The following is a 17,924-nucleotide window of genomic DNA, read 5'->3' as shown; positions in this document are numbered from 1 at the left end:
ATAAAAAGGATTATGAAATGGAGGGCTTTGGAGATGAAACGTCTTATATCCACTTTGTTGATTGGCATTTTATTAACGGCATCAGCACCGTCCGCTTTTGCAAAGCCGGACGGAAAACATACATCGGAGCTCGCTCATGAAGCCAAAAGCGCCGTGCTGATTGAACGCGATACGGGAAGCATTCTTTATAACAAGAACAGCCGGGAGCGTCTGGCGCCGGCAAGCATGACAAAAATCATGACCATGCTTTTAATCATGGAAGCGCTTGACAAAGGGAAAATAAAGATGAGCGATAAAGTCAGGACGAGTGAACATGCTGCGTCCATGGGCGGATCACAGATTTTCCTTGAACCCGGAGAAGAAATGACGGTAAAAGAAATGCTCAAAGGAATTGCGATAGCTTCCGGAAATGACGCATCCGTCGCAATGGCGGAGTATATCGCCGGTTCGGAAGAGGATTTCGTCAGCCGGATGAACAAAAAAGCAAAAGAATTGGGATTGAAAGATACCTCCTTCAAAAACCCGACGGGACTGCCCGAAAAAGACCATTACAGCTCTGCTTATGATATGGCGAAAATGGCGAAGGAATTATTAAAGTATGATAAAATCACTCAATTTACGGGAACGTATGAGGATTATTTAAGAGAAAATACAGACAAAAAGTTCTGGCTCGTCAATACAAACCGGCTGATCAAATTTTATCCGGGTGTAGACGGCGTGAAGACGGGCTTTACAGGCGAAGCAAAGTATTGTTTAACCGCCACCGCTAAAAAAGGAAATATGAGGGTCATTGCTGTCGTTTTCGGAGCCAGCACTCCGAAAGAAAGAAATGCCCAAGTGACCAAAATGCTTGATTACGCCTTCAGCCAGTTCAAAACACACCCGCTGTACAAACGGGATCAAATCGTCGGAACGGTAAAAGTGAAAAAAGGAAAAAAGAAACTGATCAAGCTGACCACATCTGAGCCGATTTCTCTTCTGGCCAAAAAGGGAGAGAACATGGACAAAGTAAAAAAAGAAGTGAAAATCAACGGCAATGTAACGGCTCCGGTTAAAAAAGGAGAGGTGCTCGGCAGCCTCGTTCTGAAAAAAGACGGAAAGGTGCTCGTTGAAAGCCCGGTCACGGCAAAAGACGACATGGAAAAAGCGGGTTTTCTCACTTTTCTGAAGCGGACGATGGGAGATTGGACAAAATTTAAATAATCGTGGCGAACGGGCACTAGTTTTGTCATAGTGAAGGAATTGCTTTCCCGAAAATCGAAACACTCATTATCCGATCATATCAAGGAGGAATGAGCATGAGCCTTGGAATTGACTTTCATGTCAAAGAATCCGTGCTTTGTATTCGATTAACAGGTGAACTCGACCATCATACGGCAGAATCATTAAAACAAAAGGTTACTGAATCGCTGGAGGCTGACGGCATCCGTCACATCGTGCTGAACCTTGAAGATCTTACCTTCATGGACAGCTCCGGCCTCGGCGTGATTTTAGGGCGTTATAAACAAATTAAACAGCTCGGCGGAGAAATGGTCGTGTGCGCGATTTCGCCCGCGGTGAGACGTCTGTTTGACATGTCCGGCCTGTTTAAAATCATCAGGTTCGAACAATCAGAACAAAAAGCGCTTTTAACGTTGGGGGTGGCATCATGAAAAACGAGATGCATCTTGAATTTTCAGCCCTCAGTCAGAACGAATCGTTTGCGCGCGTAACAGTTGCTTCTTTTATCGCACAGCTCGACCCGACGATGGATGAGCTGACGGAAATCAAGACCGTCGTATCAGAAGCGGTAACAAACGCAATCATCCACGGCTATGAAGAAAACTGCGACGGAAAGGTGTACATCTCCGTTACGCTAGAGGATCATGTCGTCTATCTGACCATACGTGATGAAGGCCTCGGGATCACGGATCTTGAGGAAGCGCGCCAGCCGCTCTTTACGACAAAACCCGAGCTTGAGCGCTCCGGAATGGGCTTTACCATTATGGAAAACTTCATGGATGATGTCACGATTGATTCCTCGCCGGAGATGGGAACGACGATACGCTTAACAAAACACCTATCAAAAAGCAAAGCGCTTTGTAATTAAGGAGATTTGTTATGGATGTGGAGGTTAAGAAAAACAGCAAAAACGCGCAGCTCAAGGACCATGAAGTCAAAGAATTAATCAAAAAGAGCCAAGAGGGCGACCAGCAGGCAAGAGACCTCCTCATAGAAAAAAACATGCGTCTTGTGTGGTCCGTCGTTCAAAGGTTCTTAAACAGAGGCTATGAGCCGGACGATCTGTTTCAGATCGGCTGTATCGGATTGTTAAAATCCGTTGATAAATTCGATTTGTCCTATGATGTCCGTTTTTCAACTTATGCCGTGCCGATGATTATCGGAGAAATCCAGCGCTTCATCCGCGATGACGGAACCGTCAAAGTATCAAGATCTTTAAAAGAGCTCGGCAATAAAATACGCCGGGCGAAAGATGAACTGTCAAAAACATACGGAAGAGTGCCGACCGTCCAGGAAATCGCGGATCATTTAGAAATTGATGCGGAGGATGTGGTGCTTGCGCAGGAAGCGGTGCGGGCGCCTTCATCCATTCATGAGACCGTGTATGAAAATGACGGAGACCCGATCACCCTGCTTGATCAGATCGCCGATCATTCAGAAGAGAAGTGGTTTGACAAAATCGCCCTCAAGGAAGCGATCAATGATTTGGAAGAACGGGAAAAACTCATTGTCTATCTGAGATATTATAAAGATCAGACACAGTCGGAAGTAGCCGAACGGCTCGGGATTTCCCAAGTCCAGGTATCGAGGCTGGAGAAAAAAATATTAAAGCAGATTAAAGTGCAGATGGATCATACGGAAAGCTGACCTTTTACGGGCCGGCTTTTTTTATTTGTGCATCGGTGGTAATTTATGGTCTTTTGCCGCTGATGAATGAGAACAAAAGTGAACCACATACTACATATATAACCACCCGAAAGATGGTGATGCAAGATGGAAAGACGAATATTTCTCAGACTTCGCCACCGCGTGAAGGCTCATACCGGAGATATCATCACAGTCGGCGACGCCGCACAGATCGCGGGACAGCAAAAGCTGAAAAAAAAACTGTCGGCACTACCGCTGTATAAGGTCACGAAAAAAGACAAAAATATCGTCGTGCTGGACATCATAAAAGTGCTGAAAACCATTCATACCGCTTTTCCCGCGCTTGATGTACAGACCGTCGGCGGCGCTGAAACGATAGTGGAAATCCATTACCAAAAAAAGCAGCTGTCAGCCGTTTTATTCGTCGGTGTCTGGCTCCTGCTTTTTATCGGTTCATGTCTTGCCATTATGAATTTTCATGAAGATGTCAGTATGAGAGAAGTTCATATCGCCTTATATGAAATCATAACGGGCGAACGGAATGAATATCCGTATCTGCTTCAGATTCCATACAGCATCGGCCTCGGTCTCGGTATGATCGTCTTTTTTAATCACATCTTCAAAAAACGCCTGAATGAAGAGCCAAGCCCGCTGGAAGTCGAGATGTTTAATTATCAGCTTGATCTCGATCACTATGTCGCAATGCACGAAAATGAAGAGACGATGAAAGATCTGCATGATCGTTAGCATTCTTTTCGTTATATTTGTCGGGCTTGGCGGAGGGCTGACCGTGGGTGCGGGCTTTGTGGCTTTTTTAACCGTTATGGGAATCGTCCCCCGCCTTATGCAGCTGACAAAAACAATGCGCTTTGTACAGGCCTACGAAGGAGCTGTTATTTCAGGAGCTGTGTTCGGCGGCTGGGAAACCTTAAATATGAATCATTTTTTTTTATCTGAATGGCTGGCCGTTCCGGTCGGGCTTTTGGCCGGCATGTTTGTCGGCATGCTGGCCGCCGCGCTTACAGAAGTGCTGAATGTGCTTCCCATTCTTGCCAAACGGATCGGCTTCGGCAGCAAAATCATCATATTGCTGATGGCCATTGTGTTCGGCAAAATAGCCGGCTCTTTATTTCATTGGCTGTATTTTATCCATCATTCATAAGGAGGAACCGACGTGACAAACTTAAAAGAAAATTACAAAACAAAAGTGAAAGACTATCAGCCGAAACCGCCATATGTTTGGAATTGCGTCAAAGCCTTTCTGATTGGCGGTTTGATCTGTCTGATCGGGCAGGCTCTTCAAGACTTTTACATCCACTTTTTTAATTTTAATGAAAAAACAGCGGGCAACCCGACGTCCGCCACTCTTATTTTAATTTCCGCCCTTTTGACCGGATTCGGTATTTATGACAGACTCGGGCAGTTTGCCGGAGCGGGTTCAGCCGTGCCGGTGACAGGTTTTGCAAACAGTATGACAAGCGCCGCTCTGGAACACAGAAGTGAAGGACTCGTGCTCGGGGTAGCGACAAACATGTTTAAATTGGCGGGAAACGTCATTGTATTCGGCGTCGTGGCAGCCTATATCGTAGGTCTGATACGGTTTGCTTGTGAAAAACTGTTTTCGTAGGAGGAGAAAAAATGAAATTGACCGGAAAGCAAACCTGGGTATTTGAAAACCCGTTATTTGTAAATTCGACGGGGACGGCAGCCGGACCGAAAGAAAAAGACGGCCCGCTCGGTTCGCTGTTTGATAAGACATACGATGAAATGCACTGCAATCAGAAAAACTGGGAAATGGCGGAACGTCAGTTAATGGAAGATGCCATCAACTCCGCTTTGCAAAAACAGAATTTGAAAAAGAGCGATATTGATTTGTTACTCGCGGGGGATCTTTTAAATCAAAATGTGACCGCCAACTACGTCGCCAGACATCTGAAAATTCCGTTCCTCTGTCTGTTCGGCGCCTGTTCGACTTCAATGGAAACGATTGCCGTCGCATCCGCGCTCATTGACGGCGGTTTTGCGAACCGGGCGATCGCAGCCACGAGCAGCCATAACGCGACGGCAGAACGGCAATTCCGCAATCCGACGGAGTATGGCGGGCAAAAACCGGATACCGCCACTTCAACGGTCACGGGGGGCGGGGCGGTCATCATCAGCCAAAACCCTTCTGATATCAAGATTACAAGCGCAACAGTGGGAAAAGTAAGCGATCTCGGAATAACAGATCCGTTTGATATGGGATCCGCCATGGCGCCCGCTGCCGCCGACACAATCAAACAGCACCTGCAGGACTTAAACCGCACGGCGGATGATTATGATCTGATTTTAACGGGTGACCTTTCAGGTGTCGGCTCGCCGATCGTGAAAGATTTGCTCAAAGAAGAAGGCTATCCTGTGGGAACGAAACACGATGACTGCGGTCTTCTCATCTATACGCCGGACCAGCAGGTGTTTGCGGGCGGAAGCGGCTGCGCCTGCTCTGCGCTTGTTACGTACACACATATTTTTAATCAATTAAAAGCAGGGACTCTAAACAGGGTACTCGTTGTCGCGACAGGAGCGCTTTTAAGTCCGACAATGATCCAGCAGAAGGAAACCATTCCGACCATCGCGCACGGTGTGGTATTTGAGCGGGCGGGAGGTGCATCATAAATGGAATATCTGTTGGCTTTTGTTTGCGGGGGAATCATCTGCATTATCGGTCAGCTGCTGCTTGACATTTTTAAACTGACACCCGCCCATGTGATGACAACTTTTGTCGTCATCGGCGCCTTGTTAGATGGGTTCGGAATATATGATAAATTTATCGAATTCGCAGGTGCGGGCGCGACGGTTCCCATCGTCAGCTTCGGTCACAGCTTATTGCACGGCGCCATGCATCAAGCTCACGAGCATGGATTTATCGGGATCGCCATGGGGATTTTTGAACTTACTTCCGCCGGTATATCTTCAGCGATTTTATTCGCATTTCTTGTAGCCGTTATTTTTAAACCGAAAGGATAATGCCTGATGACGAAACGGAAGGTCATTCTTGTGACAGACGGGGACGTATACGCCGCCAAAACAATTGAATATGCCGCGGAAAAAGCAGGCGGTCGGTGTATTTCCCAATCAAAGGGCAATCCGTCAACGAGAAGCGGGCCCGAACTTGTTCAGCTGATTAAAGCCGCGCCGAATGACCCGGTGTTTGTCATGTTTGACGATTCAGGCCTGCAAGGGGAAGGTCCGGGCGAAACGGCACTGAAATATGTCGCCTCACATCAGGACGTTGAAGTGCTGGGGGTGATTGCGGTCGCTTCTAAGACCCATCAGGCTGAATGGACGAAAGTAGATGTCTCCATTGACCGTGATGGAGAAGTGACGGAGTTTGGCGTCGATAAAACCGGAATGAGAGAAATGGACGAGCACAGAATGAACGGAGATACGGTGTATTGTCTGGATAAATTGGACGTTCCCCTCATTGTGGGCATCGGCGACATAGGAAAGATGGGGAGAAAAGATGACATATCCAAAGGCTCGCCGATCACGATGAAGGCGGTCGAATTCATTTTAGAAAGGAGCGAAAGCCATGCCGGAAAAACCGGAAAACATGATCAAGGTGTACCGGGATCCTAGAAAAAATGAACAATTTTTTAAAGACCGCGTCGGTATGGGAACGAGCTATGATGTCGGCGTCCGCAAAGTTCGAGTATTAGACCGGGAAGTTCAGATTTACTTTGTCAACGGATTAACCGATACTTTGTTTATCGTTCATTTAATGGAACAGCTCGTCGACATCAATAATTATGACGAGAATGCGGATGAAGCGATTGACGTTGTTGAAAACAGGCTTGTCAATCAGCAGGTCCAAAAAGTCAAAACGCTCGACGAAGTAACGGATCAGGTGCTTTCCGGACTTGTCGCCGTTATCGTTGAAGACGCGGGCTTCGCCTTTATCGTTGACGTCAGAAGTTACCCCGGACGCACACCTGAAGAACCGGATACGGAAAAGGTCGTCCGCGGAGCAAGAGACGGTTTTATCGAAAATATCGTCATTAATACAGCATTGATCAGAAGACGAATCAGGGACGAAAGGCTCCGCGTCAAAATTACGAAAGTCGGCGAGCGCTCTAAGACCGATCTTGCCATTGTGTATATAGAGGACATCGCGGATCCGGATCTTGTCAGCATCGTCGAAAACGAAGTGAATGCGATTGACATTGACGGATTGACGATGGCTGATAAAACGGTGGAAGAATTCATCGTCAAACAGGGCTACAATCCGTTTCCGATGGTCAGATACACGGAGCGGCCGGATGTGGCCGCCAATCACATTTTGGAAGGGCACGTCATCATCGTCGTTGATACGTCACCGAGCGTGATCATAACGCCGACAACGATTTTTCACCATGTTCAGCATGCGGAAGAATACAGGCAGGCGCCTTCAGTGGGAACATTTTTAAGATGGATCAGGTTCTTCGGTATTATCGCTTCAACGGTCCTGCTTCCGATCTGGTTCCTCTTTGTTCTTGAACCGTCTCTTCTGCCTGAAAGATTGGATTTTATCGGTTTAAATAAAAATACGCATATCCCGATCATTCTGCAAATCTTTTTGGCTGATTTGGGGATTGAGTTTCTCAGGATGGCCGCGATCCATACGCCGACCGCTTTATCCACCGCCATGGGTCTGATTGCGGCGGTGCTGATCGGTCAAATCGCCATAGCGGTGGGGCTGTTTTCAGCAGAAGTGATTCTGTACGTATCGATCGCCGCCATCGGATCATTTACCACGCCGAGCTATGAGCTCAGCCTCGCCAATAAAATGATACGCCTCATCTTAATGGTGCTCGTGGCCATTTTCCAAGTGAAAGGCTTTGTGATAGGTTTTACATTGCTGCTGATCATAATGGCGAATATCCGCTCGTTTCATACGCCGTATTTATGGCCGTTTTTACCGTTTAACGGCAAGGCGCTGTGGCAGGTGCTCGTCCGGACGACAGTGCCGGGAGCGAAAGTCAGACCGAGCATTGTTCACCCGAAAGACCGTCAAAGACAGCCAAGCGGTTCATAATCGCATTGAAACCGACAGAAGATTATGATATTGTATGTCTTAACTTATACGGGACTTGTATAAGGACAGCTCAAAAGAAGCTGTCCTTTTCACCCATATGCGGATCAGAAAGAGGGAATGAGCATTGTTCTTACATGGCACAAGCAGACAAAACAAACTAGGTCATTTGGAAATCGGAGGTGTGGACGCGCTGTATTTAGCGGAGCATTACGGCACGCCTCTTTATGTTTACGATGTGGCTTTAATACGTGAGCGCGCTAAAAGCTTTAAACAGGCATTCATTGATGCGGAATTAAAGGCGCAGGTCGCGTACGCGAGCAAGGCGTTTTCTTCCGTTGCGATGATACAGCTCGCTGAGCAGGAGGGGCTCTCATTGGACGTTGTATCAGGCGGAGAGCTGTTTACGGCGGTTGCGGCTGGTTTTCCGGCTGACCGGATTCATTTTCACGGCAATAACAAAAGCAAAGAAGAGCTGAAAATGGCGCTTGATCATCAAATCGGCTGCATCGTCGTTGATAATTTTCATGAAATATCCTTACTTGCGGAACTGTGCCGCAAATCAGGGCGCACAATGGATGTGCTTCTGCGGATCACTCCGGGGGTAGAGGCGCATACGCATGATTATATTACGACGGGACAGGAAGATTCCAAATTCGGTTTTGATCTGCATAACGGGCAAATAGAAAAGGCGATTGAACAAGTATTACAGTCAGACCATATCCGCCTTCTCGGCGTTCACTGCCACATCGGATCACAAATTTTTGATACGGCGGGCTTTGTGCTGGCCGCAGAAAAAATCTTCGCAAAACTGAATGAATGGAGAGAATCATTCGGCTTTGTCTCTGAAGTGCTGAATTTAGGGGGCGGCTTCGGCATCCGCTACACGGAGGAGGATGAACCTCTTCATCCCGCCGTTTATGTGGAAAAAATTATTGAAGCGGTAAAAGAAAACGCAGCGCTGCACGCTTTTAATATTCCGGAGATCTGGATTGAACCGGGACGCTCGCTCGTCGGTGACGCCGGAACGACGCTTTATACCATCGGTTCGCAAAAAGAAGTGCCCGGCACCCGTAAATATGCAGCGGTTGACGGGGGCATGAGCGATAATATCCGTCCTGCGCTGTATCAGGCGAAATATGAAGCCGTATCGGCAAACAGAATCGGAGAACACCACGACAAAACGGTATCCATCGCGGGTAAGTGCTGTGAAAGCGGTGATATGCTCATTTGGGATATAGATCTTCCGGAAGTGAAAGAAGGCGATCTTCTCGCCGTTTTCTGCACGGGAGCGTACGGATACAGCATGGCTAACAACTACAACCGCATTCCGCGTCCCGCCGTCGTTTTTGTGGAAGACGGCGAAGCGCATCTTGTCATTAGAAGGGAAACTTATGAAGACATTGTAAAACTGGATCTGCCGTTTAAGACGGGGGTCAAACAATAAATGAAAAAGAGACCGGAACAATGGCGTCCGGTCTCTTTTTGCACTCAGCTGTTAGAACTTGATCCGCTGTCTCCTGTAAATACAGACACGATCGCATTCCAAATCGAAGCGAAGAAATCAATGACTTTTTGAACAAAGCTTTTGCCTTCATCGGATTGAATGAACTTCGTGATTTTGTCTTTTGCCTTGTCAAGCTGGCTGCCGACTTGGCCCCAATCAATCTTGGCGTTTTTCATTTTATTAAACAATGAAACGAGCTGGTCTTTTTGAGCGTCAGTCAGTGTAATGTTAAGGTTTGAAGCCGCATCATCGACCTTTTTCTCGATTCCTTCTTTTGTATCGGGCACACCGTTTTTCGCGAAATCATCTTTAATGTTTGCGATGAGCGCGGAGGCGTTTTTATCCCCGATTTTATCCCCGAGATTTGAAGTGGTGACAAGCTCTTGGTTGGCGACCTGTTTTACATCTTCTGAAATCGCTTTGTCTGATGAGACTTCATATGCCTTGATGATTCCCGTTAATGCTGCGGTGCCTGATACCTCAAACGGCGCCGTCACGTATACTTTCGCATCTTTCACGCCTGCTGTCATCAGGGCGTTTAAGTACATTTCATCCGTGATGGAATCGATATTATGGGTCTTAACGTCAAGCCCGGACCCTTTCTTTGCCACCGTGATGGATGATGAAGAGATGGCTCTTGTGCCGATTTGGGCATTCGATATATATTTTCCCAGATATTCATGTTCTTCTTTATTCGTGACCGTCACTTTTGTCGCGTTATCAGGGACATTTAATTCGTCAAGCACTTTCTGACGGTTTTCGTTTGACAGATCCGCCCCCAGTGTGACGATGACATCTCCGACTGCGGCATCGGCCAGGCTGATTTTCGGTATTGTGCACAATACAACGGCCGCCGCCAGCAATCCAATCCACATTTTTTTCAAAGCGGTTAACCTCCTTCTTTTCACAAATGCCGTTTTGAAGCGGTTTGTGAGGGCCTGCGTGAAGCAGTTCCGATACATAGACGGCTGTGAAGCTGTTCTGGTTTCATTTTCTTTCTGCGGAAGCGGGGAGATTCGTTTTCCGGCTGAAGGTGTGGTATAATAGCCGCGAAAAGAAGAGCAGAGGCCTCTTCCTTCAAAAGAATATCAAAAAGAAAGCCGGCTTACAATTGAAATTCATATTGAAGAAGGCTTTGACAAAAAACAATACGGAAGTAGGAATGAGAATGAAAACTGGTTACATCGAAATGGAAAACGGCAGCAGAATCGAATTTGAACTTTATCCGAATGAAGCGCCTAATACAGTCGCTAACTTTGAAAACCTGGCGAATACGGGCTTTTATGACGGCGTTATTTTCCACCGCGTGATTCCGGGCTTTGTCAGCCAAGGCGGAGATCCGACTGGGACAGGCATGGGCGGAAGCGGAAAAACGATCAAATGTGAAACAGAAGGCAATCCGCATAAGCACGAAGCCGGTTCTTTATCGATGGCGCATGCCGGTAAAGACACGGGTTCAAGCCAATTCTTCATCGTACATGAGCCGCAGCCGCATTTAAACGGCGTTCATACTGTATTCGGAAAAGTGACAAGCGGTTTAGAGCATGCGAAAAACATGTCTAACGGGGACAAAATGAAAGAAATCCGTGTAGAAGGATAATGACGGAAAACCCGCCTTTTTCAGGCGGGTTTTTTTATGTATATGAAAATTCTCATGTGTAAATCATGAAAAAATACATATATGAACGATAGCAGTTCCTCTGGTATAGTGATAAAGACCGATTACAACAATGAAAAGAGGTAGAAACGTTGGTTCAATTGGCAACCGTTTTATTTGTCATTATTATTCTCGCACTTATTATTTGGTTCAGGGTGAAAAAGGGAAACAGGCCGATTAAAGGCGGCGGCTTCGGCATCATTCTCCCGCTTTTGATTATCGCCGTCATTTTCACATTCAGCATCAGCCAGCTCATGAATATCCCGGGAAAGCCGTTTCATTTTCCCGCTCTTTGGGAGCTCGCCATCGCCGGACTGTTAGGCGCGGTATTCGGCGTCATCATGCTGTCGCAAACCGCCTATGAAATCCGGGAAGACGGCTTTGTCTACTCCAAGCGGAATAAAAACTTTAAATATGTCATTATCGCGATTATTGCGATCCGTATCGCGCTCAGCCAATATTTCAAAAACATTGACGCGGCGGAATTCGCCGTTTTAACGATGGAACTTGCTTTTGTGTATTTGTGCATTTGGCGGATCGGAAGCTTCGTGAAATACCGTAAAATCAGCAGATCCGGCTTATAAAATGAAAAAAATGGATGAGGTGCGGGGCTTATTTGCCCTCTATGCAGGGATTCATGGTAAAATAAAAACGACCATGGCTAATGGGAGGAAATCACTTGAAATCAGAAAAAGAAAAAACTTCTAAAAAAAGCGCCGTACTTGATTGGGCGAAAGCCATTATCATCGCTGTCGTTCTGGCACTGCTCATCCGAAACTTTTTATTTGCCCCTTATCTCGTTGATGGAAGATCAATGGATCCGACGCTGCATGACCGCGAGAGAATCTTTGTCAATATGACGGTCAAATACATAAGCGACTTCAAACGCGGCCAAATCGTCGTTCTGAACGGAGAAAACGAGCACTATGTCAAACGGATTATCGGACTCCCCGGCGACACGGTGCAAATGAAAAACGATCAGCTGTACATCAACGGCAAAAAAGTGTCCGAACCGTATTTAGCGGCAAACAAGCACAAGGCGAAGCAAGGCGGCTATGACCGGCTGACAGAAGACTTCGGCCCGGTGAAGGTGCCGGACGACAAATATTTCGTCATGGGTGATAATCGCAGAGAATCTATGGACAGCCGCAACGGCCTCGGTCTTTTTACGAAAAAACAAATAGCGGGAACATCAAAATTCGTCTTCTTCCCGTTTAACGAAATTCGCAAGACGAAATAAACCGTACAGGCAGTTTTCTTATAAGAAAACTGCTTTTTTTATATAAATTTATCTTTCCACCCTCAAAAACAGAACATAAATTCGTATATCTATTTAATAGATAGAAAGTTTTACAGATACATGAAACATCTTCCCTTTATGAAACGTTATATGAATAACTCACGCAGGGAAGAACGGTTTTCTATTCATGAACAAAAGGAATATGACATAGTAATGAATAGATTGATACGGGCTGGAGGTAGAAAAATGGGAAGAATTAAAACAAAAGCAGCCATTTTACTTGTACTGCTGCTGTTATTAGCGGGCGGTTATATGGTCATAAACGATATTGAACTGAAAGACGTGCCGACTGCAATCGGACAAACCCTGTCCCAGGAAAAAGAAGAATATACAGTCAAAACATATAAAATTACGAAAATCGAAGGAACTGAGTACCACGGTACGGCAGAAAACGGCACAAAAATTATTTTTAACGGCGACAAGCTGAAGCAGGATCTCTCCGATGTGAAAAAGGGAGATAAGATTAAAGCGTATTTCAGCAAATCAAACCGGATTGACGGCTTATTGAAGGTCGTCAAAGTGAACGAATAAATAAAGGCGCCTTTTATGAGAAAAGGGCGCTTTTTATTTTTCTGAATAATTAGGTGCAAATTCATTGCGCCAGCCGCAAAGGATGTTATAATAGCGGATAAGGACAAAAAAATATTGATTGTATCCTTCGGGGCTGGGTGAAAATCCCGACCGGCGGTAATAAGGCGTTTTGCGCTTTACAGCCCGTGACCCGTATGCATCTGTATACGGTGGATTCAGTGAAAAGCTGAAGCCGACAGTGAAAGTCTGGATGGGAGAAGGATGAGAGAAGCTATGCAAAAAATAAACTTACTGTATAGTCTTATTTCCTATGGATTAAAACTGGCGAAGCCCCGAACTGTGTAAACATTCGGGGCTTTTTTGACGCCAAATTGCGTGGAAGAAGGGAGGGATAACGATGGAAGAATATTATATGAATACGGCAATAGAACTTGCCAGACGCGGTGAAGGACAGACACAGTCCAATCCTCTTGTCGGCGCTGTCGTCGTCAAAAACGGACAGATCGTCGGAATGGGCGCCCATTTGCAATACGGAGAAGCGCATGCCGAGGTTCACGCGATTAATATGGCCGGCAGACACGCAAAAGGCGCCGATTTGTATGTGACGCTGGAGCCTTGCAGCCATTATGGAAAAACACCGCCATGCGCCGAACTGATAATAAAGTCGGGGATAAAAAGGGTGTTCATCGCGGTGAAAGATCCGAATCCGCTTGTAGCCGGAAAAGGCATCGGAATGCTGGAAGCAGCGGGCATCGAAGTGAAAACCGGACTTCTCAGGCAGCAGGCAGAAGAGCTGAATAAAATGTTTCTTCACTTCATGCGGACCGGACTTCCGTATGTCACCTTGAAAGCGGCCGCGAGCCTTGACGGGAAAACAGCGACTGAAACCGGTGACAGCAAATGGATTACATCAGAGGCGGCAAGGCTTGATGCCCAGCAATACAGGAAATCGCATCAAAGCATTCTTGTCGGAGCAGGCACAGTCAAAGCCGATAATCCGAGCCTGACCTGCAGGCTTCCTGATGCGGTGAAGCAGCCGGTCAGAGTGATTCTCGATACAAAGCTGACCATTCCTGAAACGGCAAATGTGCTCACTGACGGCGCTGCGCCGACATGGATATTTACGGCCAAAGGTGCAGACGTGCAAAAGAAAGACCGGCTGACCGCACTCGGAATAAAAGTTATTCCGCTGGAAACAGACCGCATTCACGTCCCTGAGGTGCTCAGCATTCTTGCTGAAAACGGCATAATGTCCGTTTATGTGGAAGGCGGAGCATCCGTACACGGAAGTTTTGTCAAGGAAGGCTGTTTCCAAGAGCTTCATTTCTATTTCGCCCCTAAATTAATCGGAGGAACGCTTGCTCCCAGCTTGATCTCCGGTGAAGGTTTTCAATCAATGAAAGATGTCCCCCATTTACAATTCACACAAATCACCCAAATCGGGCCGGATATAAAACTGACGGCCATACCTAAAGATGGAAAGGATGGTGACGATGTTTACAGGAATCGTTGAAGAAACAGGCACGATCCAAGCAATCAAAAAGACAGGCCTTTCCATGGCATTAACCATCGCCGCTTCAAAAGTGACAAGTGATGTGAAACTTGGCGACAGCATTGCGGTAAACGGCATCTGCCTGACCGTAACCGGATTTTCTGACAATCAATTTACGGTTGATGTCATGCCGGAAACAGTGAAAGCCACTTCGCTGAACGGCTTGTCAAAAGGCAGTAAAGTAAACCTGGAAAGAGCGATGTCCGCCAACGGACGGTTCGGCGGCCACTTTGTATCAGGGCATGTGGACGGAACGGCGGAAATTACGCGGATCGAGAAAAAAAGCAACGCGGTCTATTACGATTTAAAACTTTCGCCGGAATTGACAAAAACGCTCGTATTGAAAGGTTCAATTACGGTAGACGGCGTGAGCCTGACGATTTTCGGCTTATCAGACGAAAGCGTAACGGTATCCATCATTCCGCATACCATCTCAGAAACGATTTTTCAGACGAAAACAGTCGGATCGACCGTAAATATTGAGTGTGACATGATCGGCAAATACTTATACCGCTTTTTGCACAAAACAGAACAAACGAAAAGCAATCAAACTATCACGGAAGCCTTTTTAAGCGAGAACGGCTTTTAGAAAGGAAGATCGATATGTTTCATCCGATAGAAGAGGCGTTAGAGGCGCTGAAAAAAGGTGAAGTCATCATTGTTGTCGATGATGAAGACAGAGAAAACGAAGGAGATTTCGTAGCGCTGGCTGAGCATGCCACGCCGGAAGTGGTTAATTTTATGGCGACCCATGGGAGAGGCCTGATCTGCACGCCGCTGTCTGAAGACATCGCCGGCCGGCTGGATCTTCACCCGATGGTTGATCATAATACGGACTCACATGAGACCGCGTTTACGGTCAGTATTGACCACAGGCTGACAAAAACGGGCATCAGCGCGCAGGAACGATCCTTTACCATTCAGGCGCTGTTGAACGAAGAATCTGTGTCTGACGATTTTCAGCGTCCGGGCCACATTTTCCCCTTAATCGCAAAAAAAGGAGGCGTCCTGAAGCGGGCCGGCCATACGGAAGCAGCCGTTGATCTTGCAAAAGCCTGCGGATCTCAGGGAGCGGGCGTCATTTGTGAAATTATGAATGAAGACGGCACAATGGCCAGAGTGCCGGAGTTAGCCGAAATCGCCGAACGCCACCAGCTGAAAATGATTACGATAAAAGACTTAATAGAGTACCGTTACAATATTACGGCACTTGTGAACAGAGAAGTTGATATTACGCTGCCGACTGACTTCGGCACGTTTAGAGTTTACGGATATACAAACGAGGTTGACGGAAAAGAACATCTCGCCTTTGTCATGGGGGATGTCCCGTTTAACAGCGAACCCGTTCTTGTCAGAGTGCACTCAGAATGCCTGACGGGCGATGTGTTTGCATCCCATCGCTGTGATTGCGGACCTCAGCTTCATGCCGCGCTTGCGCAAATTGCTGAAGAAGGCCGCGGCGTTCTATTGTATTTGCGCCAGGAAGGCAGAGGGATCGGTTTAATCAATAAGCTGAAGGCGTACCGATTGCAGGAACAAGGGTATGACACGGTTGAAGCGAACGAAGCGCTCGGCTTTCTGCCTGATCTGCGCAACTACGGCATCGGCGCCCAGATTCTCCGCGACTTAGGGGTTCAGCATATGAAACTTTTAACCAATAACCCCCGGAAAATCGCCGGCCTCGAAGGATACGGTCTCAGCATTTCAGAACGGGTGCCGCTTCAAATGGAAGCGAGTGAGCATAACAAGCAATATTTACAGACCAAAATGAAAAAACTTGGACATCTGCTTCATTTCTAAAAACAAATCTCACAAAAAAGGATGGATAACATATGAATATCATACAAGGAAACCTAGTAGGAACAGGTCTTAAAATCGGAATCGTCGTCGGCAGATTTAATGAATTTATAACGAGCAAGCTGTTAAGCGGAGCGGAAGACACGTTGCTTCGCCACGGTGTAGAATCAAACGACATTGACGTCGCTTGGGTGCCGGGAGCGTTTGAAATCCCGTTTGCGGCAAAGAAAATGGCGGAAACGAAAAAATACGATGCCGTCATTACGCTCGGCACGGTTATCAGAGGAGCGACAACGCATTATGACTATGTCTGCAATGAAGCGGCAAAAGGCATTGCCCAGGCGGGAACGGCGACGGGCGTCCCGGTTATCTTCGGCATCGTGACGACTGAAACCATTGAGCAGGCCATCGAACGAGCCGGAACAAAAGCAGGAAATAAGGGAGCGGATTGCGCGGTATCTGCCATTGAAATGGCAAACTTAAACCGTTCATTTGAATAATTTGTTGAAAAGCGTTTAAAACAGCGGCGAAAATGATATAATGTGAGGAAACGGATCGCCTTTATGTATCCGTTTGATAGGACATGAATGGACATTTTGGATATAGAGGGGTTTTTATGTTAATTCGTTATAAAAAATCGTTTGAAAAGATTGCGATGGGTCTTCTGTCATTTATGCCGAATGAAAAAGATCTCAAGCAGCTTCAGCAGACAATAAAGGACTATGAAACGGATACTGGCCGCCAGCTCTTTCTTTGGAAAGAGGATGAAGATATCGTCGGAGCGATCGGAGTCGAAAAAAAGGACTCAGAAGTTGAAATCCGGCATATCAGCGTGAATCCTTCTCACCGCCATCAAGGAATCGGAAAGCAGATGATGGACGCCTTAAAACGTCTGTTCAAAACGGAGGCACTCGTTCCGAATGAATTAACGCAAAGCTTTTTTGAACGCTGTCAACATCAAAAAGATCAGGATATCTCATATAATAACTGACAAAAGCTCCCGGAATCTTCACGGTTTCGGGAGCTGTTTTGATATAGAAAAAGCAGGGCTGACCGTCAGCCTCTGCTTTTTTTTCTTCTCTCAATTTCCCGTTCGCGTTCCTTAATGACATCCGTCCTGTCCCGCAGGCGGTGTTTATGAATAAGAAAGGTATCTGATACGCCGTCTTGCCCCCATGTATAGCCCTTTCGGCGGCATTCGGCAAGACATGCTTCTTTCAGGGCTTCATCTGTAATCGGCAGCATAACACTTTTATAAGGCAGGCCCGCTTCTATATCGTCTGCCAGCGTTTCTATCAGCTCAATCAGCTTCGGATGGCTGAGACCGAGAGAACAGACCGCCTGCTTTTCAGACCGGAGAATACGTAAGCTGTTGGCAATCAGCCGTTTCGCCCCGGCTTCATTTCCCCTGCGCTGGTGATACAGAGCGACGGCAAGCTGAATCAGGCCGACCCAATGAATGCTCCGCTTTTCAGCAGGGCTTTCTTTCCAATATTCCTCTAACAGTTCATGACACTCAAAATAATCTCTTGATGCGTGAAATTCGGCCAAAAAGCCGATATAAGCTTTAGGATACAAGCCGCTTCCTCCTTTTATGCTAAAACCAGTGTACCACAGCGCTATGAAAAGGAAAAAAGAGCGGCTTGGTGCCTGAAGCCTGAG

Annotated in this window: 23 protein-coding genes and 1 riboswitch; of the genes, 21 read left to right on the top strand and 2 right to left on the bottom strand. The window is 46.8% G+C overall.

Features of this window, described 5'->3' with window-relative positions; translation table 11 throughout:
• Nucleotides 1-33: 33 nt before the first annotated feature.
• The 12 genes from MY7_RS09745 (at nucleotide 34) to lysA (ending at nucleotide 9,365) form a co-directional block, all read left to right on the top strand.
• Nucleotides 34-1,203, top strand: coding sequence for a D-alanyl-D-alanine carboxypeptidase family protein (locus MY7_RS09745; RefSeq protein WP_007612342.1), 1,170 nt, complete (start codon nucleotides 34-36; stop codon nucleotides 1,201-1,203).
• Nucleotides 1,204-1,298: 95 nt separating this feature from the next.
• Nucleotides 1,299-1,652, top strand: coding sequence for an anti-sigma F factor antagonist (gene spoIIAA / locus MY7_RS09740; protein ID WP_007409411.1), 354 nt, complete (start codon nucleotides 1,299-1,301; stop codon nucleotides 1,650-1,652).
• The gene (gene spoIIAB / locus MY7_RS09735; protein WP_003153347.1) at nucleotides 1,649-2,089 is read left to right on the top strand and encodes an anti-sigma F factor; all 441 of its coding nucleotides are present in this window, start codon (nucleotides 1,649-1,651) and stop codon (nucleotides 2,087-2,089) included. The genes spoIIAA and spoIIAB overlap by 4 nt, the downstream gene beginning before the upstream one ends.
• 11 nt (nucleotides 2,090-2,100) lie before the next feature.
• Entirely contained in the window at nucleotides 2,101-2,868 is a 768-nt protein-coding gene (gene sigF, locus MY7_RS09730) for an RNA polymerase sporulation sigma factor SigF (RefSeq protein WP_007612336.1), read from the top strand.
• Between the two features lie 126 nt (nucleotides 2,869-2,994).
• A complete protein-coding gene (locus tag MY7_RS09725) occupies nucleotides 2,995-3,615 on the top strand; it encodes a stage V sporulation protein AA (protein WP_003153349.1) in 621 nt (206 codons plus the stop codon).
• Entirely contained in the window at nucleotides 3,605-4,030 is a 426-nt protein-coding gene (locus tag MY7_RS09720; RefSeq protein ID WP_029326122.1) for a stage V sporulation protein AB, read from the top strand. Before MY7_RS09725 ends, MY7_RS09720 begins: the two co-directional genes overlap by 11 nt.
• 12 nt (nucleotides 4,031-4,042) lie before the next feature.
• Nucleotides 4,043-4,495: a stage V sporulation protein AC gene (gene spoVAC, locus MY7_RS09715; RefSeq protein WP_007612334.1), complete on the top strand. Its 453-nt coding sequence runs from the start codon at nucleotides 4,043-4,045 to the stop codon at nucleotides 4,493-4,495.
• A gap of 11 nt (nucleotides 4,496-4,506) precedes the next feature.
• Entirely contained in the window at nucleotides 4,507-5,523 is a 1,017-nt protein-coding gene (spoVAD, locus tag MY7_RS09710) for a stage V sporulation protein AD (protein ID WP_007612333.1), read from the top strand.
• Entirely contained in the window at nucleotides 5,524-5,874 is a 351-nt protein-coding gene (gene spoVAE / locus MY7_RS09705; protein ID WP_007409415.1) for a stage V sporulation protein AE, read from the top strand.
• A gap of 3 nt (nucleotides 5,875-5,877) precedes the next feature.
• The gene (locus MY7_RS09700; protein WP_029326123.1) at nucleotides 5,878-6,486 is read left to right on the top strand and encodes a stage V sporulation protein AE; all 609 of its coding nucleotides are present in this window, start codon (nucleotides 5,878-5,880) and stop codon (nucleotides 6,484-6,486) included.
• Nucleotides 6,440-7,921: a spore germination protein gene (locus tag MY7_RS09695; RefSeq protein ID WP_007612331.1), complete on the top strand. Its 1,482-nt coding sequence runs from the start codon at nucleotides 6,440-6,442 to the stop codon at nucleotides 7,919-7,921. The genes MY7_RS09700 and MY7_RS09695 overlap by 47 nt, the downstream gene beginning before the upstream one ends.
• Nucleotides 7,922-8,045: 124 nt before the next feature.
• Nucleotides 8,046-9,365, top strand: coding sequence for a diaminopimelate decarboxylase (lysA, locus tag MY7_RS09690; RefSeq protein ID WP_007612330.1), 1,320 nt, complete (start codon nucleotides 8,046-8,048; stop codon nucleotides 9,363-9,365).
• A gap of 44 nt (nucleotides 9,366-9,409) precedes the next feature.
• Here lysA and MY7_RS09685 read toward each other — a convergent pair whose 3' ends face one another.
• Nucleotides 9,410-10,309 carry a DUF1002 domain-containing protein gene (locus MY7_RS09685; RefSeq protein WP_014418285.1) on the bottom strand — a complete coding sequence of 300 codons (900 nt, stop codon included), beginning with the start codon at nucleotides 10,307-10,309 and terminating at the stop codon, nucleotides 9,410-9,412.
• A gap of 284 nt (nucleotides 10,310-10,593) precedes the next feature.
• On the opposite strand from MY7_RS09685, the gene MY7_RS09680 reads away from it, so the two are divergent.
• From MY7_RS09680 to ribT, 9 genes are all read left to right on the top strand, one after another.
• Nucleotides 10,594-11,025 (top strand): peptidylprolyl isomerase, encoded by a 432-nt coding sequence (locus MY7_RS09680; RefSeq protein WP_003153363.1) that lies wholly within the window; start codon nucleotides 10,594-10,596, stop codon nucleotides 11,023-11,025.
• 149 nt (nucleotides 11,026-11,174) lie between these two features.
• The gene (locus MY7_RS09675) at nucleotides 11,175-11,666 is read left to right on the top strand and encodes a CcdC protein domain-containing protein (RefSeq protein ID WP_007612326.1); all 492 of its coding nucleotides are present in this window, start codon (nucleotides 11,175-11,177) and stop codon (nucleotides 11,664-11,666) included.
• 80 nt (nucleotides 11,667-11,746) lie between these two features.
• Nucleotides 11,747-12,322 (top strand): signal peptidase I, encoded by a 576-nt coding sequence (gene lepB / locus MY7_RS09670; RefSeq protein ID WP_007612320.1) that lies wholly within the window; start codon nucleotides 11,747-11,749, stop codon nucleotides 12,320-12,322.
• A 246-nt stretch (nucleotides 12,323-12,568) separates the two neighbouring features.
• Nucleotides 12,569-12,913 carry a hypothetical protein gene (locus MY7_RS09665; protein WP_007409423.1) on the top strand — a complete coding sequence of 115 codons (345 nt, stop codon included), beginning with the start codon at nucleotides 12,569-12,571 and terminating at the stop codon, nucleotides 12,911-12,913.
• 119 nt (nucleotides 12,914-13,032) lie between these two features.
• Nucleotides 13,033-13,179, top strand: a riboswitch (FMN riboswitch).
• A gap of 131 nt (nucleotides 13,180-13,310) precedes the next feature.
• Nucleotides 13,311-14,426, top strand: coding sequence for a bifunctional diaminohydroxyphosphoribosylaminopyrimidine deaminase/5-amino-6-(5-phosphoribosylamino)uracil reductase RibD (gene ribD, locus MY7_RS09660; RefSeq protein WP_007612315.1), 1,116 nt, complete (start codon nucleotides 13,311-13,313; stop codon nucleotides 14,424-14,426).
• On the top strand, nucleotides 14,407-15,054 hold the full coding sequence (gene ribE / locus MY7_RS09655) for a riboflavin synthase (protein ID WP_007409425.1): 648 nt from the start codon (nucleotides 14,407-14,409) through the stop codon (nucleotides 15,052-15,054). The genes ribD and ribE overlap by 20 nt, the downstream gene beginning before the upstream one ends.
• 14 nt (nucleotides 15,055-15,068) lie before the next feature.
• On the top strand, nucleotides 15,069-16,265 hold the full coding sequence (locus MY7_RS09650; RefSeq protein ID WP_007612309.1) for a bifunctional 3,4-dihydroxy-2-butanone-4-phosphate synthase/GTP cyclohydrolase II: 1,197 nt from the start codon (nucleotides 15,069-15,071) through the stop codon (nucleotides 16,263-16,265).
• 32 nt (nucleotides 16,266-16,297) lie between these two features.
• Complete coding sequence (gene ribH / locus MY7_RS09645; protein ID WP_003153372.1) at nucleotides 16,298-16,762, top strand: 6,7-dimethyl-8-ribityllumazine synthase; 465 nt, start codon at nucleotides 16,298-16,300, stop codon at nucleotides 16,760-16,762.
• Nucleotides 16,763-16,878: 116 nt separating this feature from the next.
• Nucleotides 16,879-17,253: a GNAT family N-acetyltransferase RibT gene (ribT, locus tag MY7_RS09640; RefSeq protein WP_003153373.1), complete on the top strand. Its 375-nt coding sequence runs from the start codon at nucleotides 16,879-16,881 to the stop codon at nucleotides 17,251-17,253.
• A 65-nt stretch (nucleotides 17,254-17,318) separates the two neighbouring features.
• Here the strand turns inward: ribT and MY7_RS09635 are convergent, their stop codons facing one another.
• Nucleotides 17,319-17,840, bottom strand: a complete 522-nt coding sequence (locus MY7_RS09635) for a DUF309 domain-containing protein (RefSeq protein WP_007612304.1) — start codon at nucleotides 17,838-17,840, stop codon at nucleotides 17,319-17,321.
• Between the last annotated feature and the right edge of the window lie 84 nt (nucleotides 17,841-17,924).

Origin of the sequence: Bacillus sp. 5B6 (assembly GCF_000259405.1) — a bacterium.
Classification (GTDB): domain Bacteria; phylum Bacillota; class Bacilli; order Bacillales; family Bacillaceae; genus Bacillus; species Bacillus velezensis.
This window is presented reverse-complemented; position numbering and strand designations above follow the sequence as displayed.